Raw genomic sequence first — 24,106 nt, 5'->3', positions numbered from 1 at the left:
GACGCCGGTGAACCGTATCCGGATGGCTCAGCGGCCGGCGGGGCCGCCGAAGCGCGTGCCCGTCAGTGGGCGGCGGGCAGGAAGCCCACCCGGTCGTACGCCCGGGCCAGGGTGTCCGCCGCGACGGCCCGGGCCTTCTCCGCGCCCTTGGCCAGCACCGCGTCCAGCGCGGCCGGGTCGTCCAGGTACTCCTGGGTACGGGCGCGGAAGGGGGTGACGAAGTCGACCATGACCTCGGCGAGGTCCGTCTTCAGCGCGCCGTAGCCCTTGCCCTCGTACTTCTGCTCCAGCTCGGCGATCGTGGTGCCGGTGAGCGTGGAGTAGATCGTGAGGAGGTTGCTGACGCCCGGCTTCTTCTCGGCGTCGAAGCGGATGACCGTGTCGGTGTCGGTGACCGCGCTCTTGATCTTCTTCGCCGAGACCTTGGGCTCGTCGAGCAGATTGATCAGGCCCTTGGGGTTCGCCGTCGACTTGCTCATCTTCGCCGACGGGTCCTGCAGGTCGTAGATCTTCGCCGTCTCGCGGACGATGTGCGCCGACGGGAGGGTGAAGGTGTCGCCGAAGCGGCCGTTGAAGCGCTCGGCCAGATCGCGCGTGAGCTCGATGTGCTGGCGCTGGTCCTCCCCCACCGGCACCGCGTCCGCCTGGTACAGGAGGATGTCGGCGACCTGGAGGATCGGGTAGGTGAACAGCCCGACCGTGGTGGCGCCGGCGCCCTGCTTGGCGGACTTGTCCTTGAACTGCGTCATGCGCGAGGCCTCGCCGAAGCCGGTGAGGCAGTTCATCACCCAGCCGAGCTGGGCGTGCTCCGGGACGTGGCTCTGCACGAACAGCGTGCAGCGCTCCGGGTCCAGCCCGGCGGCCAGCAGCTGGGCGGCCGCGACACGGGTGTTGGCCCGCAGCTCCTTGGGGTCCTGCGGCACGGTGATCGCATGGAGGTCGACGACCATGTAGAAGGCGTCGTGGGACTCCTGCAGGGCCACGTACTGACGGACGGCACCGAGGTAGTTCCCGAGGTGGAACGAGCCTGCGGTGGGCTGGATACCGGAGAGAGCGCGCGGACGATCAAGGGCCATGCACAACATTCTCTCAGGTGCGGGCGCGGACTCGGTTCAGCTGTGGAAAACCTCGTCCACCGGGGGTGTACGGCGGGTGTACAAAGGCGTCAGCACCAGCCAGTACCAGCCAACAGCAGGCCCGGACCGGAACGGAGCTCACGGTGACCGCCACGGAACGCAGCATCGCCGCCGCCGAGAAGTACAGCGCGCACAACTACCACCCGCTGCCGGTCGTCGTCGCGACCGCGCAGGGCGCCTGGATGACCGACGTCGAGGGGCGCCGCTACCTCGACATGCTCGCCGGATATTCGGCGCTGAACTTCGGCCACGGCCACCGACGACTGATCGACGCGGCCAAGGAGCAGCTCGACAGGGTGACACTGACCTCCCGCGCCTTCCACCACGACCGCTTCGGCGAGTTCTGTACCGCGCTGGCGGAGCTGTGCGGGATGGAGATGGTCCTGCCCATGAACACGGGCGCGGAGGCCGTGGAGACGGCCGTGAAGACCGCCCGCAAGTGGGGCTACCGCGTCAAGGGCGTGCCCGACGGCAAGGCGAAGATCGTCGTCGCGGACAACAACTTCCACGGCCGGACGACCACGATCATCAGCTTCTCCACGGACGAGGAGGCCCGGGCGGACTACGGCCCCTACACCCCCGGCTTCGAGATCGTCCCGTACGGCGACCTGGCGGCCATGGAGGCCGCCGTCGACGAGCACACCGTGGCCGTGCTGCTGGAGCCCATCCAGGGCGAGGCGGGCGTCCTGGTGCCCCCGGCCGGCTATCTGCCGGGCGTCCGCCGGCTCACGCGGGAGCGGAACGTCCTCTTCATGGCGGACGAGATCCAGTCCGGGCTCGGCAGAACGGGCCGGACGTTCGCCTGCGAGCACGAGGACGTGGTCCCCGACGTCTACATCCTCGGCAAGGCGCTCGGCGGCGGCGTGGTCCCCGTCTCGGCGGTCGTCTCCTCGCGGGAGGTCCTCGGCGTCTACAAGCCGGGCGAGCACGGTTCCACCTTCGGGGGGAATCCGCTGGCGTGCGCGGTGGCCCTGGAGGTCATCGAGATCCTCCGCTCCGGCGAGTACCAGGAACGCGCGGCCCTCCTCGGCGACCACCTCCACCACGAACTCGGCCTCCTGACCGGCGGCCCGGCCGTCACGGCCGTCCGCGGCCGGGGCCTGTGGGCGGGCGTCGACATCGCCCCGGGCATTGGCACGGGCCGCGAGGTCTCGGAGCGGCTGATGGCACGCGGGGTGCTGGTCAAGGACACCCACGGCGCGACGATCCGCATCGCCCCGCCGCTGGTCATCAGCAAGGAGGACCTGGACTGGGGGCTGGACCGCCTGCGGGAGGTCCTGACGGCCGGCTGAGCGCCCGGCGCGGCGACAGCAGCGCCCCCGCACGCTTGACGTGCCGGGTGACCAACGCCGTCTCGGCGCCCCGCACCCCGGGCAGGGCGCCGACGCGCAGGGCGAGGTAGTCGTAGAGCGCGTCGGCGTCCCGGACGACGACGCTCACCATCATGTTGCTCGGCCCGGTGACGGCGGCGGCGTACGCCACTTCGGCGTGCCCGGCGAGGGCCTCGGCGACCGCGCCGAGCGCGGCGGGGGCGACGCTCAGCCACAGCACGGCCTCGCAGGCGAACCCGTAGATCGCCGGATCGATGTCGACGTCGAAGTACAGCGCCCCGCTGGCCCGGAGCTCCTCGATCCGGCGCCGCACTGTGGACTCCGACCAGCCCGTGGCGGCGGCCAGTTCGGGGACGGCGGCACGCCCGTCCTTGGCGAGGACGTCCAGCAACCGCTGATCGGCCGCAGTGGGTTCCAGCCGGACGCCGCCCCTGGGCGCCGGCCGGGACAGCTCCGCGACCTGTCGCGCGTCGAGCGCGTCGGTACGCCCCGGCCAGCCGGCCGTACCGGCGACCGGGCGCAGCATGCAGTGGGCCGTCACCCCGGTGATCCGCGGTGTCCTGGGCAGTTTGGACAGCAGCAGGCTTCCCGGGCCCGAGCCTGCCCGGGCCCGGGTGACGCAGGTGACCTCGGTGCCGCCGGAGGCGAGCCCCACCCACGAGGTGTCCGCCCGCTCGGCCAGCGCGGCGGCGATCGCGGCCGAGGCGTCGGGCGCGCACTGGATCCGTACGCCCCAGTCGACGAGGCCCAGACTCCGGGCGTCCGGCAGCCCGACGACGCGCAGCGCACCGGCCGCGCGCAGCCGGTGGTAACGGCGGGCGACCGTACGGTCCGAGGTGCCGAGGACGGCGGCGACGCGGCTGAAGGGGACGCGCCCGTCGAGCTGAAGGGCATGGGCCAACTGCCGGTCGAGCAGATCGAGATCGCGTATGCCCGGATCGCGTATGACGGAATCCACCGGGAGACGGTATCGAATGTCGGATCACGTCAGGAAGAGGGCAGAGGAGGACGCGGCCCGCCGGGGGCGGCGAGGGTCATCGGCATGACGCAACACAACGAACTCGATCCCGTCGCGCGCACCGCACTGCTCACGGCCGCCCAGCGGGCCCGCGAATCGACCAGGGCGGACGCCCTCTTCCACGACCCCCTCGCCGCCACCCTCGCCGGTCCGCCGGGAACGGCGCTGCTGGCGGAATTCGGCGACACACCGCTGATTTCGGTCCGGACACGGTTCTTCGACGAGGCGATCGGGCGTGCGATGGGGCACGGGGGTCCTCATCGGCTCGTGATCGTCGCGGCGGGGATGGACACCCGCGCGTACCGGCTGGGGCTGCCCGGCGGGGTGACGGTCTACGAACTGGACCGGCCGGAGGTCCTGGACCGCAAGGAGCGGCTGCTGGACGGCACCGCCGCGCCGACGTGCCGTCGGGTCGGGGTGGGCGTCGACCTGGCGACGGCCGACTGGGGCGAGGCCCTGGCCGAAGCGGGGTTCCGGGCGGCCGACGGGCCGACGTGCTGGCTGGTGGAAGGGCTGAACCAGTACCTGGCGGAGCCGGACGTGCTCGCCCTCCTCGACCGGATCTCGGCCCTGTCCGCACCGGGCAGCCGCCTCCTCACCGACTTCGTGCCCGCCGCGCTCCTCGCCGCGCCCGAGGCCCGTCCGCTGCTGCGGCTGATGGCGGAGTGGGGCGCACCGTGGCGGTTCGGCACGGACGAGCCGGGGGCGCTGCTCGCGGGGCTCGGGTGGCGGGCCGAGGTGCGGTCGTTCGCCGAGGTGGGCGAGGAGCTGGGGCGGTGGCTGCCGGGCGGGCGGGAGCTGTCGGGGTGGGTGGTGGAGGCGACGAGATGACTCGTTACCCCTCCGGGAGGATCACGTGGGGGACGAAGCGGGCGTACCCGTCCGTGACCAGGTTCGCCGACTCCCGGATGCCCAGCCCCGCGGGCTCGCCGTCGACGACCCAGGCGCCCAGCACCACGTGGTTGCCGTCGAATTCGGGGAGCGGGGCGAGCTCCTGGTAGCAGCAGGGCTCGTCCCGCACCGCGGGGGTGCTCCCGGCGGGGTGGAGGGTGACGCCCGCGCCCTCGCGCCCGAAGAGCGGCTTGGCCGCCCACCCGGTTTCGCGGGCGAGTTCGCGGGGGCCGTCCAGATAGGCGGGCAGCAGATTCGGGTGACCGGGGAAGAGTTCCCAGAGGATGGCCAGCAGCGCTTTGTTGGAGAGCAGCATCTTCCACGCCGGTTCGATCCACAGCGTGGACCCCGTGGCGCCGCCGTTGTCGAGCGTGTCGAGCACGTGCGGGCCGAAGTCGTCCTCGGCCAGCCATTCCCAGGGGTAGAGCTTGAAACAGGCCCGGATGAAACGGAGTTTCTTGTCGACGAAACGGCCGGAGAGGCCGTCCCAGCCGATGTCCTCCATCGCGATGACGTCCGTCGCGATGCCCGCCTGTTCCGCCGTCTCGCGGAGATAGGCGACGGTCATCAGGTCCTCGCCCAGTTCGTCGCCGATGGAATGCGCGAAATGCACGGGCGCGCCGGGCGGCAGCAGGTCCGCCTGGCGGCGCCAGGCGTCGACGAGCCGTTCGTGGAGGGAATTCCACTGGTCGGCGTCGGGCACGCCGACGAAGCGTTCCTCCATCCAGAACCACTGCGGACCGGCCGCCTCCACGAGGGATGTCGGGGTGTCGGCGTTGTACTCCAGCATCTTCGCGGGGCCGCCGCGCCCGTCGTAGTGGAGGTCGAAGCGGCCGTAGAGGGAGGGGATTTCCTCGCGGCGGTGCCAGGACTCGCTGATCAGGGCCGTCAGCCGGGGGTCGGTCAGGCCGAGGTCCGCGAAGCGGTGGTGCTCCACGATGTGCGCGGCCGCGGCCAGGCACATCGTGTGGAGCTCCTCGACGACGTCCTCCAGCGCCTCGACCTCGGGCAGCGTGAAGGAGTAGTACGCGCTCTCGTCCCAGTACGGCCGCAGGGAGCCGTCCGGTTCCCGGGTGAGCGGATAGATCAGGCCCTGTTCCTCGACGGTGTGCTGCCAGCCGGGGCGAGGGGTGGTGCGATGACGGCGCATGTCCGGGGGATCAGCCGCCGCTCGAACCGGAATGGCTCTTGGAGGAGGAACAGCCGAAACCGCCCCGGGAGACGGCCTTGCTCTTGTCGAACGTACCGGCCTTGGCACGGCTGCCGGAATCGCCGGAGTTGTAGTACCAGGTGCCGGCGGCGTGACCGCCGCCGGTGCTCTTGCAGGACTTCGAGTCGAGGACTTTGTAGCCCTTTCCCGCCTCATAGCTGTTGCGGTCGACACAGCGTTTGTCCGGCTCGGATCCGCAGGAGGTGAGGGCGGCGGCGAGCACGCCCATTCCGCCCAATATGACCGTGCTGGACCGCAGACGCCGTCGCGCCTTCTTCTCCATTCGCTGACGCCCCCGTCGCGTTCGAAAGTTCAAGAGTTCGAAAGTTCGACCACCCTAAACCCGGGTGCGGACGATCATTCGGCGAGGGTGTGCGCGAGGGCGTGCCGGGCCTCCCAGGCCCGCGCCGAGATCCGCGCGAGAAGGCGGGCGGCGGGGTCGTCCACGTCCTCCCCGTTGGCGAGGGGGCCCGTGTAGCAGACGGCGATCGTGTACGGCCCGGCGTCGGGCGGGTGGACGACGGCGGCGCTGTGCCGCACCCCGGGGAACCAGCCGTTCTTCCCCGCCAGCCGGGTCCCCGGCGGCAGCCCCGCCGCCAGGTCCACGCGGTGGACGTTGCCCTCCAGCAGGGCCAGCAGTTCCGGCTCCAGCGATTCCAGCAGCCGGACCAGGTCCCCCGCCGTGATCAGGTTGCGCACCCCCGCCGCGCGCCCCGGCGCGTCCTCGATGCCGCGCGGGGTGTCGCTCCCGTGCGCCCCCGCCCGCTTCCACACCTCGGCCACGGCCTCCCGGCCGGCCTCGGCGAGACAGAGATTGGTGGCCAGGTTCGAGGAGTGCGTCACCATCCGCTCGGCGAGCCAGCGCAACGGCGCGGTGCCGCCGAGGAGTTCCCATGGCTCGTCGTCGCTGTCGTAGGACCGCTCGTTGGCGAAACTGTCGGTCCCCGTCACAGAGACGAAACGATTGACGACCGGAATCCGCCGGTCGAGATCCGTTCCGTTCCGGTGGAGCGCCGCGAGCACGGCGACCTTCATCGTGCTCGCCGCGTCGTGCGGCACGTCCGGGTTCCGCGCGACGACGGGAGCGCGCCGCCAGGGCGCCACGACTACGGAAAGCACGAGTCGACTCTAGGGTCCCGGCGGCTCCGCCGCCCTAGAGTCGGAGGCGTGTTCCTCGGCATGCTCTGCGCACTCGGCACGGCGGTCTGCTTCGGCACCGCCTCCGTCCTCCAGGCCGCCGCCACCCGGGCCACCGCGCCCGGCACGGGCTCCGGCGTGGACCCGATGCTCCTGATGCGGGCGTTGCGCCAGTGGCGCTACCTCGCCGGGCTCGCCCTGGACGGCGTCGGCTTCCTGCTGGAGCTCGTCGCCCTCCGCACCCTGCCCATCTACGCGGTGAGCGCCGCCCTCGCCGCGAGCCTGGCCGTCACGGCCGTCACCGCCTCCCGCGTGCTGGGCGTGCGGCTCAGCGGCGTGGAGTGGGCGGCGGTGCTGGTGGTGTGCGGCGGGCTGGCGATGCTGGGCCTGTCCTCCGGCGCGGAGGGCACGGGTACGGGCGACACCGCGCTACGGGTCGGCGTCCTGGTCACGGCGGTGGGCGTCCTCGCCTTCGGCGCGGTGGCGGGCCGGGCGCGGGGCCGGACCCGGGCGGCGGCGCTGGGCCTGGGCGCGGGGTTCGGCTTCGGGGTGGTGGAGGTCTCCGTCCGCCTGATCGACGACTTCACGCCGTCGGCGGTGCTGACCAACCCGGCGACGTACGCCCTGCTGATCGGCGGCGGAGCGGCGTTCCTGCTCCTGACCTCCGCCCTGCAGCGCGGCTCGGTCACGGCCGCCACGGCGGGCATGGTCATCGGCGAGACCATCGGCCCGGCCTGGGTGGGCGTCTCCTGGCTCGGCGACCGTACGAGGGAGGGGCTGATGCCGCTCGCGGTGACGGGCTTCGCGTTGGCGGTGCTGGGGGCGCTGGCCCTGGCCCGGTTCGGGGAGGCGCCGGCGGAGGAGTGAGGGGGTTTTCGTGCCGGACGTTTTCAGCAGGTGTGGGGCCGGATGGAGTGGGGTACGCGCTGTTGTGTCGTCGGCAACGACAGCGGGGCGACCGGTCGGCCGAGTAAGGCCGCCGATCGCCCCGCGCCGCGCGCCGTACTACTCCGCGTACTACTCCGCGTCGACCGGACGCACGAACTCCAGGGTCCACGTCTCCTGGAACTCCGGCTTCGGCGGCACGACTTCGATCTGGGCACCACGGTGGCCCGCCCGGAGGGCGAGGCCCTTCTCGTTGAGGATCTTCACGCCGCCCAGGACACCTTCGAAGGTGAACTTCGCCAGCTCGGGGCGCGGGACGGCGTTGACGAAGATCCTGTCGTCGGCGATCACCAGACCGGCGGCGTCGTGGCTGGCCAGCCGGATCACATACGGCGAGCCGGGGACCGGCTCGGCGGGCTCGATGATCCACTCCTGCTCGATCGGGAGCGGGTTGAACCGGTCGACGATCACGGGCGCGCCGTGCTTCACGGCATGCTCCGTGGCCGTCACCAGGGAGGACGGGCCGATGATGTGAGCGTGGATCTTGTAGATACCAGGCTTGATCGGGATCGGAGGCATGGGCGTGGCGTCCTCTCTCACGTCCGCTTCCACCGACGGCGGGCCGCCGCCGGTGAGACGCCCTCCACCTTTGCGGCGCACCCGGGCGCCGACTAGGGCGGGATATCGCCAAGGCGATTACGGCGCGGAGTGATCGATCGCCCTTGCGAATCGGGTCGACCTACCGGGGGACAGCGAGCGCATCTGCCGTGCCGAGGGGATGCGGAGCCGCTACCGTGGTGCTGCGACGTCCACCCGGTGGGCCCCCGGGAGGCTGTGCCAGCCAGGCATGGTCGTCGGGCGTGGCGAAATGGGGTCCCGCTTCCCTGGGTACGGCGGCAGGGCCTCTTGGAAGGATGTTGGCTGCACCCCTCGCTAGTTCTTCTGGCGAGGGTTGCAAGCGAAGCCCCACCGTCGAGGGCACGGCGGCAGGGCTTCTCAGAAGGATTGTCGGCTGCCCCTCGCTAGTGGAACTGGCGAGGGTTACAGCCGGTGAGCCACCTCCAGCAACCATCGGATCGCCGCCACGGCCATGGAGCCGAGAATCGGCGCCGACCAGCGGTAGATCCGGTAGAGCTGGGCCCTTAGGCGACCACGGTCCTTCTTTTTGCGATGGCGCACGTGCTGCGCCTTTCTCCCGAGGTGGGTACTGGCCCACCGGTCACCCCTCTCATCGGAGGGCTGACCATGGGCGCGGCCACCCGGTGGCTCCGGGGAGGCCGCGCCCCAAACAGCCCCCCGTGCGGGTGGCTGACCGTTGCGGGCGCCCCGGAAAGACCGGCACGTCACTGCGTCATCGGGGGCGAGCCTAGCCCCGGATCGCATCAAGTTATGTCGTACCGCGACGAGTTGACACCTATCGGGGGATTGGTAGCGCAACCGTCCTAACGGCGCGCACGAAGGTGGCCCAGGCCGCCGCCGGGAGGACCAGGGCGGGCCCTGTGGGGGATTTGCTGTCGCGGACGGGTATGAGGTCGCCGGGTATGAGGTCGGCGACCTCTAAGCAGGCCTCCGACCCGTTGCTGTGCGTGGATTTGCCCCACCTGACGCCGCTCAGGTCGCCTCGTTTGGTCTGCATGTGCTCAAGTCCTCCATTGCCTTTTCAATCCAGCTGATCGAGGCTGCCGGCGTCAGTGCAGCAGCGTGCACGAGGTCGTAGCGATGGGAATGCCGCGCAACCGCTTTCCGGTCCCGCACCACCTGACTCCACACATCGCCTTCGAGGTAGGCCACATCCGGGGCGTTATTGAAGGACAGCATGGTCAGCGATCCGCCCAGGGCCGCATGAGCACCGGCAGCGAACGGCAGCACCTGCACTTCGACGTTCGGAGCCTCCGAGGCCTCCAGCACTTGCGCCAACTGCTCGCGCATGACCGAGGGACCGCCGATCGGACGCCGGAGAACGGACTCATCCAGCACGGCCCACAACAGCGGAGCGTCTTCCTTTGCGATGACAGCCCTCCGTGAGATTCGCGCGGCGACTTTCTCCTCGATTTCGTGCACGGTGCACCACAGCTGGGCCGCGCGCATCACCTCGCGGGCGTATGCCTCGGTCTGCAACAGCCCAGGCACGCAGTGCGCCAGGTACATGTGCAGGGCAGTCGCCCTCGCCTCGTATTCCATGTACTTGCGCGTCGCATCCGAGAAGGGGAATCGCTGGGCGTAGTCCCATAGGTCGGAAAGATCGCCGTCGGCTTTGAGGATCGCGTCCAGCCGATCGGAGATGTCCCTGGGAGGCAACTCCTTGCCCAGCTCGAACTGGGCGATCCGACTGTGAGCGATAGGGACCTGCCTCCCCAGCTCCTTCTGCGTCCAGCCGCAGCGCAGCCGCAGTTTGCGCAACTTGGCGCCGTAAAGGGCCAAGGGGGAGGAGAGGGGGTCAAGTTCCTTGGGTGCAGGCACGCTTGCCACCTGTTTTCGCTACGACATACCGAAAACCGTTACCCCTGGTGAGCGTAGCTCCACGCACCGATGCTGAGAACCGGAACCGGAGCAACAGACCACGACCGAGGTAGCCCACCCATGCCACACGACAACATCCGTCACGCCGCCGCGCGCACGGCACGCGAGCTCTCCGACGCATTCAAGGCTCACGGCTGTACGGTCCAGGTCGTACCCCAAGGACCCGTCGACGGACAGATGTTCCTCTTCATCGACGACGCGCTCACCGGCTATGAAGCCCAGCTCCTCACCGCCGCGCTCGCCGCCTACACCGCTCCCCCGCCGCGTTGCGACGAGTGCCAGGCCATCAAGCGCGACCGCGCCAAAGCCGTGCGCGACGGAAACCGCGAGATGGCCATGAAGGTCGCCACCGCCATGGGAGTCCATCAGCGCGTATCGCACGGCTGATCTATTCATAACCGTACGGGTGTTGGGGCGCCGGAACGTGCCATTCGGCACGCCCCCGTGGAGTACGTTTCGGCGCAGACGAATCGACCCCCGGCGGTGAGACAACACCGGTCCGGGGGTCTACACCCACCAGGAGAGTAGGCCTCCCTCAAGATGTTCCGGCATGCTACCGCGCCCACCCGCTTCTACACCCCCGTCTCCAACGAGATCATCCGCCATCCCCGCCTCTCTTCCGACGCCAAGTGCCTTCTCCTCTGGCAGCTTTCGCTCCCACCCGGCGCCGACGAGGCCCTCTCCGAGTCCGCCCGGCGGGCCGGGATCAAGAAGACCGCGTTCGGCCGCGCCAAGCGCGAACTCCTCGCCGAGGGTTACGTCCACGAGTGGCGCCGCTCCGGGCCCCGAGGACGCTGGTCCACGACACAGCTCGTATCGAATGTCCCGCTGACGGCCGCCGAGGCTCTGGCGCTACGCGATGGCGACCAGCCGCCGACGGACGCTTCTCCGGCCCCCGGTCGGCCGACCGGCCACGCCGTCGGACGTCCCCAGGAAAACACCGGGGAGAACACCCCCAACCCCCGCGCCACCGCCGCCCTCACCGCCCTCTCCCGCTCCGAACGGAGACTGCGGCTCTCCGCGCGGGACGTCCGGGCGCTCGCGCCGCTCGCGGCGGAATGGTTCAGCCGTGGGGCGACCCTCGCCGAGTTGCGGGACGCGCTGACGTCCGGGCTGCCGGACGCCGTCCGGTCGCCCGTCGGGCTGGCCCGTGACCGGCTCACGCGGAAGATGCCGGACCCGGCGCCCGAGCCCACGCCGCCGCCCACCCCCCTCCGCTCCTGCGCGGGCGGCTGTGGGCGGGTGTTCCGGCCCGTCACCGACGAGGCGGCCTGCCGCGATTGCCGAACCGAGCGGGCCGCTGACGACGACTCCGGCGCCATCGCCGCGACGAGACGCGGCATGGCCGCGATCCGGGACATCCTCGCAGCTCAGACGTGATTGTCAGTGGTGGGGTGCATCATCGTCGGCATGACTGAGAGCACGCTGCACGACCTCGCCCGGACGCTCCTGCCCGCCGACCTCGCCGAGCGCTGGATTTCTCTTCTCCGCCCGGCCGCGCGGCTGGTGGCGACGCCGGAGCCCGGGCCGGAGGACGTGGTGGTCGGGCGGCTGGGCGGGCTGCCCGAGCTGCCGGAGGGCATGGCGTGGCCGGTGTGGGAGGGGCACGGGCCGCTGTCGTTCATCGCGTCCGTCGACTGCGCGGCGCTGCCCACGGGCTCGCTGGACATAACGCTGCCCGCCGACGGGACGCTGTCGTTCTTCTACTTCGACGGGCAGATCGACGACGGCGACGCCCTGGTCTGGCCGAAGGCTCCCGAGACGTGGGCGGGCGCGCGGGTCGTCCACGTCCCGGCCGGGGTCGCGGTGTCCGAGCGCGCCCTGCCCGTCGTGAACGACGAGGACGTCGAGTTCGAGGCGTACCCCGAGGTGCCGCTGACGGCCCGTGTGGAGTGGACCGCGCCCGACTCCTGGCACCCGGACTTCGTCGCGGCGCTCCACCGCGACGGCGAGGGCGAGGGCGAGGAGCGCGACCGCCATCCGGCGGAAGCCAAGGCGTTCGTCGACGCCCTGTGGGATCTGGAGCGCGCCGCCGACCATCTCATCGGCGGCCACGCCAACCCCGTCCAGAATCCCGTGGAGTACGAGATCGCCCACGGCTTCCTCAACCGCGACGGCGGCGACATCACCTGGAGCGACCCGCGTGTCGAGGAGGAGGCCGGACGTTGGACGCTCCTCGCCCAGATAGACACCGACGACGCGGCCGACATGATGTGGGGCGACTGCGGCGCCCTCTACTGGCTCATACGCCCCGAGGACCTGGCCGCAGGCCGCTTCGATCAAGCGATGTTCACCATGCAGTGCTGCTGAGCACGGTGAATTCCGCTGTCACGATGCCTCACGGCGCCGACGCCAGCGCCGGCGCCGATGGCAGAACGTCGATGAGGGTCTCCAGTGCCCCCGCGAAGGCGTGCTTCGCGGGCGTTCCGTAGGCGACGAGCAGGCCGTCGCGGCCGTCCGGTACCGGGGAGGGGACGGACGGGCCGGCGGCGTCGTGGCGGAAGCGGCTCAGGCCCTCGATCGCGAGGCCCCGCCAGGCGGCGGCCTGGATCGTGGCCTGCTCGGTGCCCGGGGGGAGCTCAAGGACGGCGTGGAGGCCGGCGGCGATGCCGGTGACGCGGATGTGGGGGGCGTGCCGGGCCAGGGCGGAGACGAGTTCGTCGCGACGGCGGCGGTAGTGGAGGCGCATGGCACGGACGTGACGGTCGTAACCGCCGGAGTTGATGAACTCGGCCAGGGTGAGCTGGTCGAGGACGCCCATGCCCCATTCGCCGGAACGTCGCAGGTCCAGGACGTCGGCGACGAGGTGTTCGGGGAGGACGAGCCAGGCGAGGCGCAGGCCGGGGGCGAGAGACTTGCTGGCGGTGCCGCAGTAGACGACGTGTTCGGGGGCCAGGCCCTGGAGGGCGCCGACGGGCTGGCGGTCGTAGCGGAACTCGCCGTCGTAGTCGTCCTCGACGATCAGCCCGCCCGTGCGCGCGGCCCAGTCGGCGACGGCGGCGCGGCGGTCGGGATGGAGGGGGACGCCCGTGGGGAACTGGTGGGCGGGGGTGAGGAGGACGGAACGGACGTTGCGCCGCGCTTCGTCGTCCAGCTCGGCCACCCGCGCGCCGTGGCCGTCCACGGTCAGCGGGTCCGTCCGGAGCCCGGCGCGTTCGGCGATGCCGCGGTGGACCCAGAGTCCGTACGACTCGACGCCCATCGTCTTCACGCCGCGCTGCCGCAGCACTCGTCCCAGCAGGGCGAGCCCCTGGCTGAAGCCCGCGCACAGCACGACGCGCTCGGGCGTCGTACGGACGCCGCGCGCCCGCGCCAGATAGCCGGCGAGGGCTTCGCGCAGCTCGGGGCGGCCCCGGCCGTCGCCGTAGCCGAATGCCTCGTGGGGGACGGCGGTGATGGCGCGGCGGGCGGCGGAGAGCCAGGCGGCGCGGGGGAAGGAGGAGACGTCGCAGGGGCCGCAGCGCAGGTCGTGGACGGGCGGCGGCGGGGTGCGGGGCGGGGTGGCGCGACGGTGGGCGGGGGCCGGGCGGGGCGGCGCGGTCCGGGAGGCCACCCGGGTGCCGGAGCCCTGCCGGGCGGTGAGCCAGCCCTCCGCGACGAGCTCGCCGTACGCCTCGGCGACGGTGTTGCGGGCGAGACCGAGGTCGGCGGCGAGGGTGCGGGAGGAGGGCAGCCGGGTGCCGGGGGCCAGGCGCCCGGAGCGGACGGCTTCGCGCAGCGCGTCGGTGAGCGCGGCGCGCACGCCGCGCTCACCCGCGCCGACGGCCGCCGCCCCCGTGCCCGCGCCCGCCCCCGCGCCCGCTCGGGGGAGGTCCAGGTGGAGGTCCACCCCGGAAATGGCCCACGTTTTCTCCATGGGAATGGACCATACCCCTGGGCTATCCCTGGCGTAGCGTCGGTGGCATGACGACGACATCGACGACGACAACGACAACCGAGACGAGCGGCCACCAGCACGGCCCCCGCATGGACTTCTACAAGCACGCCCCCGAGGTCCGGAAGGCGATGTTCGCCCTCTCGAAGGCCGCGAACGACGGCGTGGACCCGGTCATCGGCGAGCTGGTGAAGATCCGGGCCTCGCAGCTCAACCACTGCGCGTTCTGCATCGACATGCACGTGAAGGACGCCCGTAAGGCGGGCGAGTCGGAGGCGCGCATCTACCTCCTCAACGCGTGGGAAGAGGCCACCGGCTACTACACCGAGAAGGAGCAGGCGGCCCTCGCCCTCACCGAGGCCATCACGGTCCTCACGGACGGCTTCGTTCCGGACGAGGTCTACGAGCGCGCCGCGCGCCACTTCTCCGAGGAGGAGCTGGCACACCTCATCGCCGCGATCATCGTGATCAACTCCTGGAACCGCATCAGCGTCTCGACCCGCGTCCAGCCCGGCTCCTACCAGCCGTGATCAAGAGCGAGTAGGCTTGGCCACAGCATCGCGCGTCGGTCACCGGCTGGGTGAGGCGTGGAGGTGCCGGATGCCTTCGGAGGCATAGCAGCCTTGCCAGTTCAGCTCAATCACACCATCGTCGCGGCGAAGAACAACCGGGAGTCGGCGGAGTTCTTCGCCCATCTCTTCGGACTGGAAGTCGGCGAGGGGTGGGGTCCGTTCATCCCCGTCGTCCTCGCCAATGGCGTCACCCTCGACTTCGCCAATGTCCCGCCCGGGGCGCCCTTCGCGCCGCAGCACTACGCCTTCCTCGTCTCCGAGGAGGAGTTCGACGCGGCGTTCGCGCGGATCAAGGAAGCCGGGCTCACCTACTGGGCCGATCCGCGTCAGCAGAAGCCGATGGAGATCAACCACAACGACGGCGGCCGTGGGGTGTACTTCCCGGACCCCTACGGCCACTACATGGAGATCATCACCCGCCCGTACGGCGGCTGATCCCCTGACTCCATAGGGGTCGAACAGGCGGAGTGGCCCACGTTCTCCGTAAGGAAGTGGACCACTCCGCCCGCCTCTTGGGGGCCTACGGTCGTTCGTATGACGACTGCGGCGGCGGCCTTTCGCGCACTTCATCACACCCGCGACACCGACGGCCCCCTCGTGCTGCCCGGTCCCTGGGACGCGGCCAGCGCTCGGGCCTTCGCCGACGCCGGGTTCCGGGCCCTGGCGACGCCGAGCGCGGGGGTCTCGGCGTCGCTGGGCTACGCGGACGGGGAGGCTCCGGCAGCGGAAATGTTCACGGCGGTAGGCCGGATCGTGCGGGCTGTCGCTGCCGAAGGAGTGGTCGTCACCGCCGATGTGGAGGACGGCTACGGGCTCCCGGCCCGGGAGCTCGTCGAACGCCTCCTCGAAAGCGGCGTGGTCGGCTGCAACCTGGAGGACACCGATCGCACGACCGGACGACTCAAGGACCCGCGCGAGCAGGCCGACCGGCTGGCCGCCGTCGTGGCCGAGGCGGACGGACGGCTCGTCGTCAACGCCCGTATCGACACGTTCCTCAAGGGCGACGTCGACAGCGCCGCCCCCGCCGTCGAACGCGGGCTGCTGTACGCCGCCGCCGGTGCCGACTGCGTCTACCCGATCCTCGCCCCGGCCGAGTTGCTCGCCCCGATCGCCGAGCGCGTCGGGCTGCCGGTCAACGCCCTCGCCATGCCGGGTGGGCCCTCCCCCGCCGAACTCGGCGCGCTCGGCGCCGCGCGCGTCACGTTCGGGGGCGGGCTCCACCGGCGGGCGATGGCGGCGGTGGCGGAGATCGCGGCGGGGCTGCGGGAAGGGTGACCCGTCAGGGCCGGCTCAGCCCACCCATTTCTTCCACGTGTCCGGGTGGCGGTCCACCCACCGCTTCGCCGCCTCCTCGGGCGCCAGCTTGTCCTCGGCGATCATCTGGGCGACCTCGTTCTGGTCGGCCTTCGTCCAGTGGAAGTCCTTCAGGAAGCGGGCCGCCTTGCCGCCCTTCTTCGCGAAGTCCGCGTTGAGGTACTTCTTCAGGGGCGTCGTCGGGTACGCGCAGTCGATCGTCGACGGGTCCTTCGCGCCCTTCGCCGCGCAGGCGTCCGTGTACTCGGGGAGCTTCACCTCGACCATCGGGACCTCGTTGAAGAGCCACTGGGGCTCGTACCAGTAGGTCAGGAAGGGCTTCTTCTCCTTCGCGAACTGCTTGATCTGCGTGATCTGCGCGGCCTCGGAGCCCGCGAAGACGACCTGGTAGTCCAGCTTCAGGTTCTTCACCAGCGCCTTGTCGTTGGTGACGTACGACGGGGAGCCGTCGAGGAGCTGGCCCTTCCCTCCACTCTCGGAACTCTTCAGCTGCGCGGCGTATTTGTTGAGATTCCGCCAGTCGAGGACGTCGGGGTGGGCGTCGGCGAAGTACTTCGGGACCCACCAGCCGATGTGGCCGGTGACCCCGAGGTCGCCGCCGTCCGTGATCGTCCTCTTGTCGCGGACGTAGCGTTTCTCCTGGTCCGGGTGGCCCCAGTCCTCCAGGATCGCGTCCACGCGGCCCTGGCTGAGGGCGTCCCAGGCCGGGACCTCGTCCACCTGCACGGTGTCCACGCGGTAGCCCAGCTCGTGCTCCAGCAGGTACTGCGCCACCGCCGCGTCGGCGCGGGCGCCGACCCACGACTGCACGGAGAGGGTCACGGTCTTCGCGCCCGCCGCGTTGGCGTACGGGGACGCCTGCTTCGTCATGTCCGCCGCGCCGCAACCGGTGGCGACGGCGGCCAGCAGGGCCGTCGCCGGAAGGGCGATCAGTGCCTTGCGCTTCATGTCAGTTCGCCTCCTTCGCCTTCACCGGCTGGGTCACCCGGTCGAGCATCAGTCCCAGACACGCGATGGCCGTACCGGCCATCAGGCCCGTGGCCAGGTCGCCCTGCGCGAGGCCGAAGACGACCTCGTAGCCGAGCGCGCCACCGCCCACCAGGCCGCCGATGATGACGACGGACAGGACGAGGACGACCGCCTGGTTCACGGCCAGCAGCAGCTGCGGCCTCGCCAACGGGAACTGCACCTGCCGGAGCTGCTGCCCGCCCGTCGCGCCCAGCGAGCGCGCGGACTCCATGGCCGCCGGGTCCACCTGCCGCAGCCCCTGGCCGACGATGCGGACGACGGCGGGCAGCGCGTAGACGATCGCCGCGGCGGCGGCCGGGGCGCGGCCCACGCCGAACAGGGCGACGACGGGGATCAGGTAGACGAACTGCGGCATGGTCTGGAAGACGTCCAGGACGGGCCGGAGCAGGCGCTCCACGCGGTCGCTGCGCGCGGCCGCGACGGCGACGAGCACGCCCAGGAGCAGGGTGACGACGACCGCCGCGAGCACCTGGGAGAGGGTGTCCATGGCGGGCTCCCAGCGGCCCAGCACGCCGATCGCGGCGAGGGACAGGGTCGCCGTGAGGGCGGTCCGCCATGTGCCGATCAGCCAGGCCAGGGCCGCGACGAGGGTCAGGGCTCCCCACCAGGGGAGGGCCTGGAGGCCGGATCGGAGGGGGTCCAGGACCCAGGCGGTGTAGTGGGCGGCGGCGTCGGCGGTGCCGCCGATTCCCGGTATTCCGCTGTAGAGGTGGTCGACCATCCAGTCCTTCGCCCGGTTCACCGGGGCGGCGATCTGGAGCGTCCAGGTGGACGGCCAGGCCGTGCCCGACAGGCGGCCGAGCGCGACCACCGCGGCGGTCGCGACCACCCACGTGGTTGCCGTTCGGGTGCGGCCCGATGGGTGGCTCTGTGCCCACCCGTTCCGCCCTGCGGAACGCCCGCCCACAGAGCGGTCCAGGACGATCGCCAGGAGCACGATCGGGATGCCCGCTGTCAGGGCCGTGCCCACGTCCACCGTCGACAGGGCCTGGTAGACGCGGTCGCCCAGGCCGTCCGCGCCGATGACCGAGGCGATGACGGCCATGGACAGGGCCATCATGATGCTCTGGTTGACGCCGAGGAGCAGCTCGCGGCGGGCCAGGGGCAGGCGGGCGGTCAGGAGGCGCTGGCGAGCCGTGGCGCCGAGGGAGTCGACGGCCTCCAGGACGCCCTTGTCCGTGCCGCGCAGGCCCAGTGCCGTCAGGCGGGCCATCGGGGGTGCCGCGTAGACGACGGTGGCCAGGACGGCCGGGGCCACGCCGATGCCGAAGACGAGGACGACGGGGAGGAGGTACGCGAAGGCCGGGAGCGCCTGCATCGTGTCCAGGACCGGGCGCAGGGCCCGGAACGTACGGTCCGAGAGGCCGGCCGCCAGGCCCAGCAGCGCGCCGACGGCGACGGACGCCGCGACGGCCACGATCATCAGGGCCAGGGTGCGCATCGTGGGCACCCACATCCCCAGCAGTCCGCACACCGCGAACGAGGCCAGGGCCGTGACGCCCGCCCGTACGCCCGCCAGGCGCCACGACAGCAGTGCCGCGCCCGCCGTCACGCCCGCCCAGCCGAGGGCGAGCAGCACGACGTAGACGGCCCGTACCGAGACGACGATCGCGTTGCTGATGTGGCCGAAGAAGTACAGGAACAGCCAGTGGCTGTCACGGTTGTCGATGATCCAGTCGTTGGCCCGGCCGAGGGGGCCGGTCAGGTCGACGGTCAGCGCGTGCGGCCAGGCGCCGCTGCCCCAGCGGGCGGCGGCGAACGGCGCCACGGCCGCCGTGACGGCCGCGAGCAGGAGTAGTTTGCGGGCGGCGGGGCGTTGCCACACCGCCTGGAGGGGCGTGACGTGGGGGGTGACGGTCGTGCCGGCCGTGCTCATGCCGCGGTCTTCTCCTCGAAACCCCCCATAGAAGGCGTGCTGTTCGGAGGCGTGCTCTTGGAAGGAGTGCTTTCCAGACCCGCCACCACCCCGAGCAGGCTCGTGGAGTCGACGACGCCCAGGCACCGGCCCGCGTCGACGACCCGGGCCGAGCAGCCCGTGCGCGCCACCGCCTCGATGGCGTCGGCGACCGTCGTGGCCGGGGACAGCGCCGGACCGGTCGCGGCCTCGCCCGCGTCGTGGGCGGGGCGCATGGCGCGGCGGACGGTGAGGACCTGCTCGCGCGGCACGTCCCGGACGAAGTCGCGGACGTAGTCGTCGGCCGGGGAGCCGACGATCTCCTCGGGGGTGCCGCACTGGACGACGCGGCCGCCGCGCATCAGCGCGATGCGGTCGCCGACGCGCAGCGCCTCGCTGAGGTCGTGGGTGATGAAGACCATCGTGCGGCCCTCGTCGCGGTGGAGGCGGACGACCTCTTCCTGCATGTCGCGGCGGATCAGCGGGTCGAGCGCGCTGAACGGCTCGTCGAACAGCAGTACTTCGGGGTCGGCGGCGAGGGCGCGGGCCAGGCCGACGCGCTGCTGCTGGCCGCCGGAGAGCTGGCCGGGGCGGCGGCCCTCCATGCCCGCGAGGCCGACCTTGGCCACCATCTCGCCTGCCTTCGCGCGGCGTTCGGCCTTGCCCACGCCCTGGATCTCCAGGCCGTAGGCGACGTTGTCGAGGACCGTGCGGTGCGGGAGCAGGCCGAAGTGCTGGAAGACCATGGCGGCCCGGTGCCGGCGCAGGTCGCGCAGGGCGCCCTTGTCCATGCCGCCCACGTCCTCGCCGTCGATGGCGATGGTGCCGGCGGTGGGTTCGATGAGGCGGGTGAGGCAGCGGACGAGCGTGGACTTGCCCGAGCCGGACAGGCCCATGACCACGAAGCACTCGCCGGGGCGCACGTCGAAGGAGACGTCGCGGACGGCGACCGTGCAGCCGGTGCGCTCACGCAGGGCGTCCGGGGGCAGGTCGGCCAGCGGGCCGCCGGGGACGCGCTCGGCCTTCGGTCCGAAGACCTTCCAGAGGTTGCGGACGGAGAAGACGGGCTTCTCGTCGACCGCCGGTCCCGTCGCCGGGGAAGCGGTCGTACGCGCCTCGCGTATGTCTCCCGTACTGTCGCCGGGGGCGGCCGCGGCGTTCATCGGGCCACCCCCTCGTCCGGGCTCTGTACAAGCAGTTCCGCGCACTTCTCCCCCACCATCAGCACTCCGATCATCGGGTTGACGGCCGTCATCGTCGGGAAGACCGACGCGTCCGCGATACGGATACCGCCCAGTCCACGGATCCGCAACTGCGGGTCCACGACGGCCTGTTCGTCGCCCGGCGCGCCCATGCGGCAGGTGCCCGCCGGATGGTAGACGGTGTGGGCGACCTTGCGCGCGTACTCGCTGAGCTCCTCGTCGGAGGTGATCTCCGGGCCCGGGCAGACCTCGCGCTTGAGCCAGCCCGCCAGCGGCTCGGTCTTCGCTATCTCGCGGGCGATGCGGATGCCGTCGACGAGCGTACGGGCGTCGTAGTCGTCCTCGTCCGTGAAGTAGCGGAAGTCCAGGGCGGGCTTCACGGACGGGTCGGCGCTGGTGAGGTAGAGGCGGCCGCGGCTGCGCGGCTTGGGGATGTTGGGGGTCATCGACACGCCGTGCTCGGGCTTCTCGTAGCCCAGGCGCTCGGGGTTGTCGGTGAAGGGGATCTGGTAGAAGTGGAACATCAGGTCCGGGCCGTTCGAGGCCGGGTCCCGGCGGACGAACAGGCCCGCGTCGGAGTCCATCGCGGAGTTCTCGGGTATGGGCCCGTCGGTCTCCCAGACGATCACCGACTCGGGGTGGTCGAGGAGGTTCTCGCCGACGCCCGGCAGGTCGTGGACGACGGGGATGCCGAGCTCCTCCAGGTCGGCCTTGGGGCCGATGCCGGAGTGGAGCAGCAGCCGGGGCGTGTCCACGGCGCCCGCGCAGACGAGCACCTCGCGGCCCGCCTCCACGAACAGTTCCTCGCCGTCCTTGGTGCGGACGTGGACGCCGCGCGCCCGGCCGGCCTCGATCTCCAGGCGGTACGCCCAGGTCTCCAGCATCAGGTGGAGGTTGGGGCGGTCGAGGAAGGGGTGGAGGTAGGCCACCGAGGCGCTGGAGCGCTTGTTGTTCTCGGGGTGGTAGGCGAGGTCGAAGAAACCGACGCCCTCGTGGAAGGGCTTCTTGTTGAAGCCCTCGACGCGCGGGACGTCGGTGGCGCGCCGGGCGGCCTCGACGAAGTCGCGGGCGATGGCGTTCCGGTCCTTCTCGTCCACCGCGACGATGTTGTTGCGGAGCCGGGCGAAGTACGGGTCCATGGACTCGGCGTCCCAGCCCTCGGCGCCGGCCTCGGCCCACTCGTCCCAGTCGCCGGGCAGCGGCTTGAAGGAGATCAGGGTGTTGTGGGAGGAGCAGCCGCCCAGGACGCGGGCGCGGCTGTGGCGGATGTGGGAGTTGCCGCGCGGCTGTTCGGTGGTCGGGTAGTCGTAGTCCAGGTCCCCGCCGAGCAGGCCGAGCCAGCGGCGGAGGGTCAGGACGTCCTCGCGGTCGACGTCGGTGGGGCCGCCCTCGATGACGGCGACGGTGACGTCGGGGTCATCGGTGAGGCGGGAGGCGATGACGGATCCGGCGGTTCCGCCGCCGATGACGACGTAGTCGTAGACGGGCATGGTGGGGGTGGACTCCTTGTGCGGCAGGATGCTTCGCGTCAGCGGGGCGGGGATCAGCCCGCGAACCAGCGCACCGGCTTCGGCGCCAGGTTCTGGTAGACGTGCTTGCTCTCGCGGTACTCGGCGAGCCCCGCGGGGCCCAGTTCCCGGCCGGTGCCGGACTTGCCGAAGCCGCCCCACTCCGCCTGCGGCAGATAGGGGTGGTAGTCGTTGATCCAGACCGTGCCGTGCCGCAGCCGGCCGGCCACCCGGCGGGCCCGGCCCGCGTCCTTGGTCCAGACGGCGCCCGCGAGCCCGTACTCGGTGTCGTTGGCGAGCGCCACCGCCTCGTCCTCGGTATGGAAGGTCTCGACGGTGAGGATCGGCCCGAAGGTCTCCTCCCGGACGACCGTCATGTCGCCGTGGCAGAGGTCCAGGACGGTGGGGGCGTAGAAGTAGCCGTCCGCCGGGCGGGTCTCCGACGGCTCGGGGCGCTTGCCGCCGCAGCGCAGGGCCGCGCCCTCGGCGAGCGCGGAGGCGACGTACGCCTCGACCTTGGCGAGCTGCTGCGCGGAGACGAGCGGGCCGCACTCGACGCCCTTCTCGGTGCCCCGGCCGAGCTTGATCCGCTCGGCGCGGCGGGCGAGTTCGGCGACGAAGCGGTCGCGCACCGACTCCTCGATGATGAGCCGGGAGCCCGCCGAGCAGACCTGGCCGCTGTGGATGAACGCGGCGTTGAGGGCCTGGTCGACGGCGGTGTCGAAGTCCTCTTCGGTGGCGCAGGCGTCGGCGAAGACGACGTTGGGGTTCTTGCCGCCGAGTTCGAGGGCGACCTTCTTGACGGCGGGCGCGGCGGCACGGGCCACCTTGGCGCCGCTGGCCAGGCCACCGGTGAAGGAGACGAGGTCCACGTGCGGGTGCTCGGCGAGCCGGGCGCCGACCGGGTCGCCGGCGCCGGTGACGAGGTTGGCCACACCGGCGGGCAGCCCGGCCTCGGCCAGCAGCCGCACCAGGTGCACGGTCGACAGCGGGGTGACCTCGCTGGGCTTGATGACGAAGGTGTTGCCCGCCGCGAGCGCCGGGGCGATCTTCCAACTCGCCTGCAGGAGCGGATAGTTCCAGGGCGTGATCAGCGCGCAGACGCCGACCGGCTCGTGGACGACGACGCTGTGGACGTCGTCCGAGCCCGCGTCGACGACGCGCCCGCCACCCTCGTTGATGACGAGATCCGCGAAGTACCGGAAGGCGGCGGTGACATCGTCGACGTCGACCCGCCCCTCCTCCAGGGTCTTCCCGGTGTCACGGCTCTCGGTGAGCGCGATGGTCTCGCGGTCGCGCTGGAGCAGATCGGCCACGCGCCGCAGCAGCGCGGCCCGTTCGGCGACCGGCGTGCGCGGCCAGTCGCCCTCGCCGCCGCGGAAGGCGCGGCGCGCGGCGGCCACGGCCGCGTCGGCGTCCGCCGCGCCGCCCTCGGCCACGACCGCGAGAACGGTGGCGTCGGCCGGGTCGAGCACCTCTCGCTGAGCGCCGGACGCGGCGGCACGCCACTCCCCGTCGACGTGGATGGTCTCGGCTGACGCCATGTCTTCTCTGCCTTCCGGTGACGAACGATCCGTTGCGTCCCGGCCCTGTCCGGACGAGGCCCAGGGCCGGCAACGGGTCGCGCCTAACCAGAAGGGGTGAACCTATGCCTCTCCTTTCACAAAGAGTGACGCGAGTCACTCAGCGTCGCGGATCGGGGTGTTGATCGAACGGTGTCATCCGACGCAGTAGCCCGTCGGGCAGAACGAGCCCACCAGCGACCGCATGACCAGGCCCTGCGCGGCCTCGCCGCCCACGGGACCGGCCACCAGCAGCGCGTACTGCCTGCCGTCGGGAGCGGTGTAGGCGTGGATCACCACATGCCGCCTGGTGCCGTCGCTCAGCGTGTACGTGTACTCGTACTCGGCCGGGTTGCCCGCCCCGGCGACCGTGCCGAGCCTGGCCTTCCGGTAGTCCTTGTACGCGGAGACGTACTTCTCGGTCTCCAGCAGCGAGTCGTACGGCGTCCGCCCCGGCGGGTTCAGCGTGAACACCTGGATCAGGCTCGTCCCGTCCGCCGTCCGGTAGAACACGCTGCCCCGGTCCGTGCTGCGCGACCAGCCCGCCGGCACGTCCAGCCGGAAACCGGCCGGGTCCGTGGTCCGCACGAAACCGGACGCGGCGCCCGGGGCGCCGTAGGTGCCGTAGCTGGGATAGGGGTTGTAGGTGTAGGGGGTGTAGGGGGTGTAGCCCCCGGAGAGTCCGGAGGTCGTGCCGGACGACGTGCCGTAGGTCGACCCGTAGGTCGATCCGTAGGTGCCCGTCGGGCCGGGGGACGGCCAGGCGGTCGCGCTCGGTACGGGACCGACGCCGCCCCCTCCGTCGTCGTCGCCCCGGACGAGCGCCCAGACGCCGACGCCGATTCCGCTCGCCAGCACCACCCCGGCCACCACACCCGCGAGGATCGAGGCGTGCGAGGGGCCCGTGGGCGGCTCCTCGTACGGATCCGTTTCGCCGGCCCCGGCGCGTGGCGGCTCCGGCGGCCGCCATCCGGGCGGCGGCTCGTCCACCCACTTCTGCGCGTCCGCGTCCCAGTAGCTCAT

Annotated in this window: 24 protein-coding genes; 9 read left to right on the top strand and 15 right to left on the bottom strand. The window is 71.6% G+C overall.

From position 1 onward, the window contains the following. Positions 1-62: 62 nt before the first annotated feature. A complete protein-coding gene (gene trpS / locus ACX9I7_RS07340; RefSeq protein WP_459386843.1) occupies positions 63-1,076 on the bottom strand; it encodes a tryptophan--tRNA ligase in 1,014 nt (337 codons plus the stop codon). Positions 1,077-1,219: 143 nt separating this feature from the next. Here trpS and rocD point away from each other — a divergent pair, with 143 nt between their 5' ends. Continuing rightward, positions 1,220-2,428: an ornithine--oxo-acid transaminase gene (gene rocD / locus ACX9I7_RS07335; protein ID WP_459386842.1), complete on the top strand. Its 1,209-nt coding sequence runs from the start codon at positions 1,220-1,222 to the stop codon at positions 2,426-2,428. Here rocD and ACX9I7_RS07330 read toward each other — a convergent pair. Continuing rightward, entirely contained in the window at positions 2,367-3,425 is a 1,059-nt protein-coding gene (locus ACX9I7_RS07330) for an Lrp/AsnC family transcriptional regulator (RefSeq protein ID WP_459386841.1), read from the bottom strand. The two genes, rocD and ACX9I7_RS07330, sit on opposite strands and share 62 nt — an antisense overlap. Before the next feature lie 84 nt (positions 3,426-3,509). On the opposite strand from ACX9I7_RS07330, the gene ACX9I7_RS07325 reads away from it, so the two are divergent. Continuing rightward, positions 3,510-4,316, top strand: a complete 807-nt coding sequence (locus ACX9I7_RS07325; RefSeq protein ID WP_459386840.1) for a class I SAM-dependent methyltransferase — start codon at positions 3,510-3,512, stop codon at positions 4,314-4,316. A gap of 4 nt (positions 4,317-4,320) precedes the next feature. On the opposite strand, the gene ACX9I7_RS07320 is transcribed toward ACX9I7_RS07325, so the two are convergent. The 3 genes from ACX9I7_RS07320 to ACX9I7_RS07310 all read right to left on the bottom strand — a co-directional run bounded on the left by ACX9I7_RS07320 (position 4,321) and on the right by ACX9I7_RS07310 (position 6,705). Next, positions 4,321-5,526: a glutathionylspermidine synthase family protein gene (locus ACX9I7_RS07320; RefSeq protein WP_459386839.1), complete on the bottom strand. Its 1,206-nt coding sequence runs from the start codon at positions 5,524-5,526 to the stop codon at positions 4,321-4,323. A 10-nt stretch (positions 5,527-5,536) separates the two neighbouring features. After that, positions 5,537-5,869, bottom strand: coding sequence for a hypothetical protein (locus ACX9I7_RS07315; protein WP_189453020.1), 333 nt, complete (start codon positions 5,867-5,869; stop codon positions 5,537-5,539). 74 nt (positions 5,870-5,943) lie between these two features. After that, the gene (locus ACX9I7_RS07310) at positions 5,944-6,705 is read right to left on the bottom strand and encodes a serine hydrolase (RefSeq protein WP_459386838.1); all 762 of its coding nucleotides are present in this window, start codon (positions 6,703-6,705) and stop codon (positions 5,944-5,946) included. 60 nt (positions 6,706-6,765) lie between these two features. Between ACX9I7_RS07310 and ACX9I7_RS07305 the strand changes: the two genes are divergently transcribed. Beyond that, positions 6,766-7,590 carry a hypothetical protein gene (locus ACX9I7_RS07305; protein ID WP_459386875.1) on the top strand — a complete coding sequence of 275 codons (825 nt, stop codon included), beginning with the start codon at positions 6,766-6,768 and terminating at the stop codon, positions 7,588-7,590. A gap of 150 nt (positions 7,591-7,740) precedes the next feature. Here ACX9I7_RS07305 and ACX9I7_RS07300 read toward each other — a convergent pair whose 3' ends face one another. The 3 genes from ACX9I7_RS07300 to ACX9I7_RS07290 all read right to left on the bottom strand — a co-directional run bounded on the left by ACX9I7_RS07300 (position 7,741) and on the right by ACX9I7_RS07290 (position 10,068). Further along, positions 7,741-8,187, bottom strand: coding sequence for a hypothetical protein (locus tag ACX9I7_RS07300; RefSeq protein WP_189453023.1), 447 nt, complete (start codon positions 8,185-8,187; stop codon positions 7,741-7,743). 835 nt (positions 8,188-9,022) lie between these two features. Further along, positions 9,023-9,244: a DUF397 domain-containing protein gene (locus ACX9I7_RS07295; protein ID WP_459386837.1), complete on the bottom strand. Its 222-nt coding sequence runs from the start codon at positions 9,242-9,244 to the stop codon at positions 9,023-9,025. Further along, positions 9,220-10,068: a helix-turn-helix domain-containing protein gene (locus ACX9I7_RS07290; RefSeq protein ID WP_459386836.1), complete on the bottom strand. Its 849-nt coding sequence runs from the start codon at positions 10,066-10,068 to the stop codon at positions 9,220-9,222. Before ACX9I7_RS07290 ends, ACX9I7_RS07295 begins: the two co-directional genes overlap by 25 nt. A 120-nt stretch (positions 10,069-10,188) precedes the next feature. Between ACX9I7_RS07290 and ACX9I7_RS07285 the strand changes: the two genes are divergently transcribed. From ACX9I7_RS07285 to ACX9I7_RS07275, 3 genes are all read left to right on the top strand, one after another. Then, complete coding sequence (locus ACX9I7_RS07285) at positions 10,189-10,515, top strand: hypothetical protein (protein WP_358627569.1); 327 nt, start codon at positions 10,189-10,191, stop codon at positions 10,513-10,515. Between the two features lie 153 nt (positions 10,516-10,668). Continuing rightward, a complete protein-coding gene (locus tag ACX9I7_RS07280) occupies positions 10,669-11,508 on the top strand; it encodes a hypothetical protein (protein WP_459386835.1) in 840 nt (279 codons plus the stop codon). A gap of 30 nt (positions 11,509-11,538) precedes the next feature. Beyond that, the gene (locus tag ACX9I7_RS07275) at positions 11,539-12,438 is read left to right on the top strand and encodes a YwqG family protein (RefSeq protein ID WP_459386834.1); all 900 of its coding nucleotides are present in this window, start codon (positions 11,539-11,541) and stop codon (positions 12,436-12,438) included. A gap of 28 nt (positions 12,439-12,466) precedes the next feature. On the opposite strand, the gene pdxR is transcribed toward ACX9I7_RS07275, so the two are convergent. After that, positions 12,467-13,984 carry a MocR-like pyridoxine biosynthesis transcription factor PdxR gene (gene pdxR, locus ACX9I7_RS07270; protein ID WP_459386833.1) on the bottom strand — a complete coding sequence of 506 codons (1,518 nt, stop codon included), beginning with the start codon at positions 13,982-13,984 and terminating at the stop codon, positions 12,467-12,469. A 47-nt stretch (positions 13,985-14,031) separates the two neighbouring features. On the opposite strand from pdxR, the gene ACX9I7_RS07265 reads away from it, so the two are divergent. The 3 genes from ACX9I7_RS07265 (at position 14,032) to ACX9I7_RS07255 (ending at position 15,849) form a co-directional block, all read left to right on the top strand. Then, a complete protein-coding gene (locus tag ACX9I7_RS07265) occupies positions 14,032-14,532 on the top strand; it encodes a carboxymuconolactone decarboxylase family protein (RefSeq protein ID WP_387567219.1) in 501 nt (166 codons plus the stop codon). A 93-nt stretch (positions 14,533-14,625) separates the two neighbouring features. Beyond that, positions 14,626-15,009 (top strand): VOC family protein, encoded by a 384-nt coding sequence (locus tag ACX9I7_RS07260; RefSeq protein ID WP_358627554.1) that lies wholly within the window; start codon positions 14,626-14,628, stop codon positions 15,007-15,009. 99 nt (positions 15,010-15,108) lie between these two features. After that, a complete protein-coding gene (locus ACX9I7_RS07255) occupies positions 15,109-15,849 on the top strand; it encodes an isocitrate lyase/PEP mutase family protein (protein WP_459386832.1) in 741 nt (246 codons plus the stop codon). Between the two features lie 15 nt (positions 15,850-15,864). Here the strand turns inward: ACX9I7_RS07255 and ACX9I7_RS07250 are convergent, their stop codons facing one another. From ACX9I7_RS07250 to ACX9I7_RS07225, 6 genes are all read right to left on the bottom strand, one after another. After that, complete coding sequence (locus ACX9I7_RS07250; protein WP_358627549.1) at positions 15,865-16,836, bottom strand: ABC transporter substrate-binding protein; 972 nt, start codon at positions 16,834-16,836, stop codon at positions 15,865-15,867. 1 nt (position 16,837) lies between these two features. Continuing rightward, positions 16,838-18,793, bottom strand: coding sequence for an ABC transporter permease (locus tag ACX9I7_RS07245; protein ID WP_387567223.1), 1,956 nt, complete (start codon positions 18,791-18,793; stop codon positions 16,838-16,840). Beyond that, complete coding sequence (locus tag ACX9I7_RS07240; RefSeq protein ID WP_459386831.1) at positions 18,790-19,974, bottom strand: quaternary amine ABC transporter ATP-binding protein; 1,185 nt, start codon at positions 19,972-19,974, stop codon at positions 18,790-18,792. The genes ACX9I7_RS07245 and ACX9I7_RS07240 overlap by 4 nt, the downstream gene beginning before the upstream one ends. Continuing rightward, positions 19,971-21,503, bottom strand: a complete 1,533-nt coding sequence (locus tag ACX9I7_RS07235) for a GMC family oxidoreductase (protein ID WP_459386830.1) — start codon at positions 21,501-21,503, stop codon at positions 19,971-19,973. The genes ACX9I7_RS07240 and ACX9I7_RS07235 overlap by 4 nt, the downstream gene beginning before the upstream one ends. A gap of 53 nt (positions 21,504-21,556) precedes the next feature. After that, positions 21,557-23,065: an aldehyde dehydrogenase family protein gene (locus ACX9I7_RS07230; RefSeq protein ID WP_459386829.1), complete on the bottom strand. Its 1,509-nt coding sequence runs from the start codon at positions 23,063-23,065 to the stop codon at positions 21,557-21,559. Between the two features lie 174 nt (positions 23,066-23,239). Beyond that, positions 23,240-24,106, bottom strand: a complete 867-nt coding sequence (locus tag ACX9I7_RS07225) for a hypothetical protein (RefSeq protein WP_459386828.1) — start codon at positions 24,104-24,106, stop codon at positions 23,240-23,242.

The sequence above is a fragment of the Streptomyces sp. L500 genome, assembly GCF_054551825.1.
Note: the sequence above shows the minus strand (reverse complement) of the source record. Positions and strands in the feature narration are given on the sequence as shown.

Bases quoted from the DNA above. Each gene is read 5' to 3' on its own strand.
- ACX9I7_RS07295 (WP_459386837.1), bottom strand. From the start codon at position 9,244: ATGCAGACCAAACGAGGCGACCTGAGCGGCGTCAGGTGGGGCAAATCC.
- ACX9I7_RS07235 (WP_459386830.1), bottom strand. From the start codon at position 21,503: ATGCCCGTCTACGACTACGTCGTCATCGGCGGCGGAACCGCCGGATCC.
- ACX9I7_RS07315 (WP_189453020.1), bottom strand. From the start codon at position 5,869: ATGGAGAAGAAGGCGCGACGGCGTCTGCGGTCCAGCACGGTCATATTG.
- ACX9I7_RS07320 (WP_459386839.1), bottom strand. From the start codon at position 5,526: ATGCGCCGTCATCGCACCACCCCTCGCCCCGGCTGGCAGCACACCGTC.
- ACX9I7_RS07250 (WP_358627549.1), bottom strand. From the start codon at position 16,836: ATGAAGCGCAAGGCACTGATCGCCCTTCCGGCGACGGCCCTGCTGGCC.
- ACX9I7_RS07255 (WP_459386832.1), top strand. From the start codon at position 15,109: ATGACGACTGCGGCGGCGGCCTTTCGCGCACTTCATCACACCCGCGAC.
- trpS (WP_459386843.1), bottom strand. From the start codon at position 1,076: ATGGCCCTTGATCGTCCGCGCGCTCTCTCCGGTATCCAGCCCACCGCA.
- ACX9I7_RS07225 (WP_459386828.1), bottom strand. From the start codon at position 24,106: ATGAGCTACTGGGACGCGGACGCGCAGAAGTGGGTGGACGAGCCGCCG.
- ACX9I7_RS07325 (WP_459386840.1), top strand. From the start codon at position 3,510: ATGACGCAACACAACGAACTCGATCCCGTCGCGCGCACCGCACTGCTC.
- ACX9I7_RS07245 (WP_387567223.1), bottom strand. From the start codon at position 18,793: ATGAGCACGGCCGGCACGACCGTCACCCCCCACGTCACGCCCCTCCAG.
- ACX9I7_RS07265 (WP_387567219.1), top strand. From the start codon at position 14,032: ATGACGACGACATCGACGACGACAACGACAACCGAGACGAGCGGCCAC.
- ACX9I7_RS07305 (WP_459386875.1), top strand. From the start codon at position 6,766: ATGCTCTGCGCACTCGGCACGGCGGTCTGCTTCGGCACCGCCTCCGTC.
- ACX9I7_RS07300 (WP_189453023.1), bottom strand. From the start codon at position 8,187: ATGCCTCCGATCCCGATCAAGCCTGGTATCTACAAGATCCACGCTCAC.
- ACX9I7_RS07275 (WP_459386834.1), top strand. From the start codon at position 11,539: ATGACTGAGAGCACGCTGCACGACCTCGCCCGGACGCTCCTGCCCGCC.
- ACX9I7_RS07285 (WP_358627569.1), top strand. From the start codon at position 10,189: ATGCCACACGACAACATCCGTCACGCCGCCGCGCGCACGGCACGCGAG.
- ACX9I7_RS07230 (WP_459386829.1), bottom strand. From the start codon at position 23,065: ATGGCGTCAGCCGAGACCATCCACGTCGACGGGGAGTGGCGTGCCGCC.
- ACX9I7_RS07280 (WP_459386835.1), top strand. From the start codon at position 10,669: ATGTTCCGGCATGCTACCGCGCCCACCCGCTTCTACACCCCCGTCTCC.
- pdxR (WP_459386833.1), bottom strand. From the start codon at position 13,984: ATGGAGAAAACGTGGGCCATTTCCGGGGTGGACCTCCACCTGGACCTC.
- ACX9I7_RS07240 (WP_459386831.1), bottom strand. From the start codon at position 19,974: ATGAACGCCGCGGCCGCCCCCGGCGACAGTACGGGAGACATACGCGAG.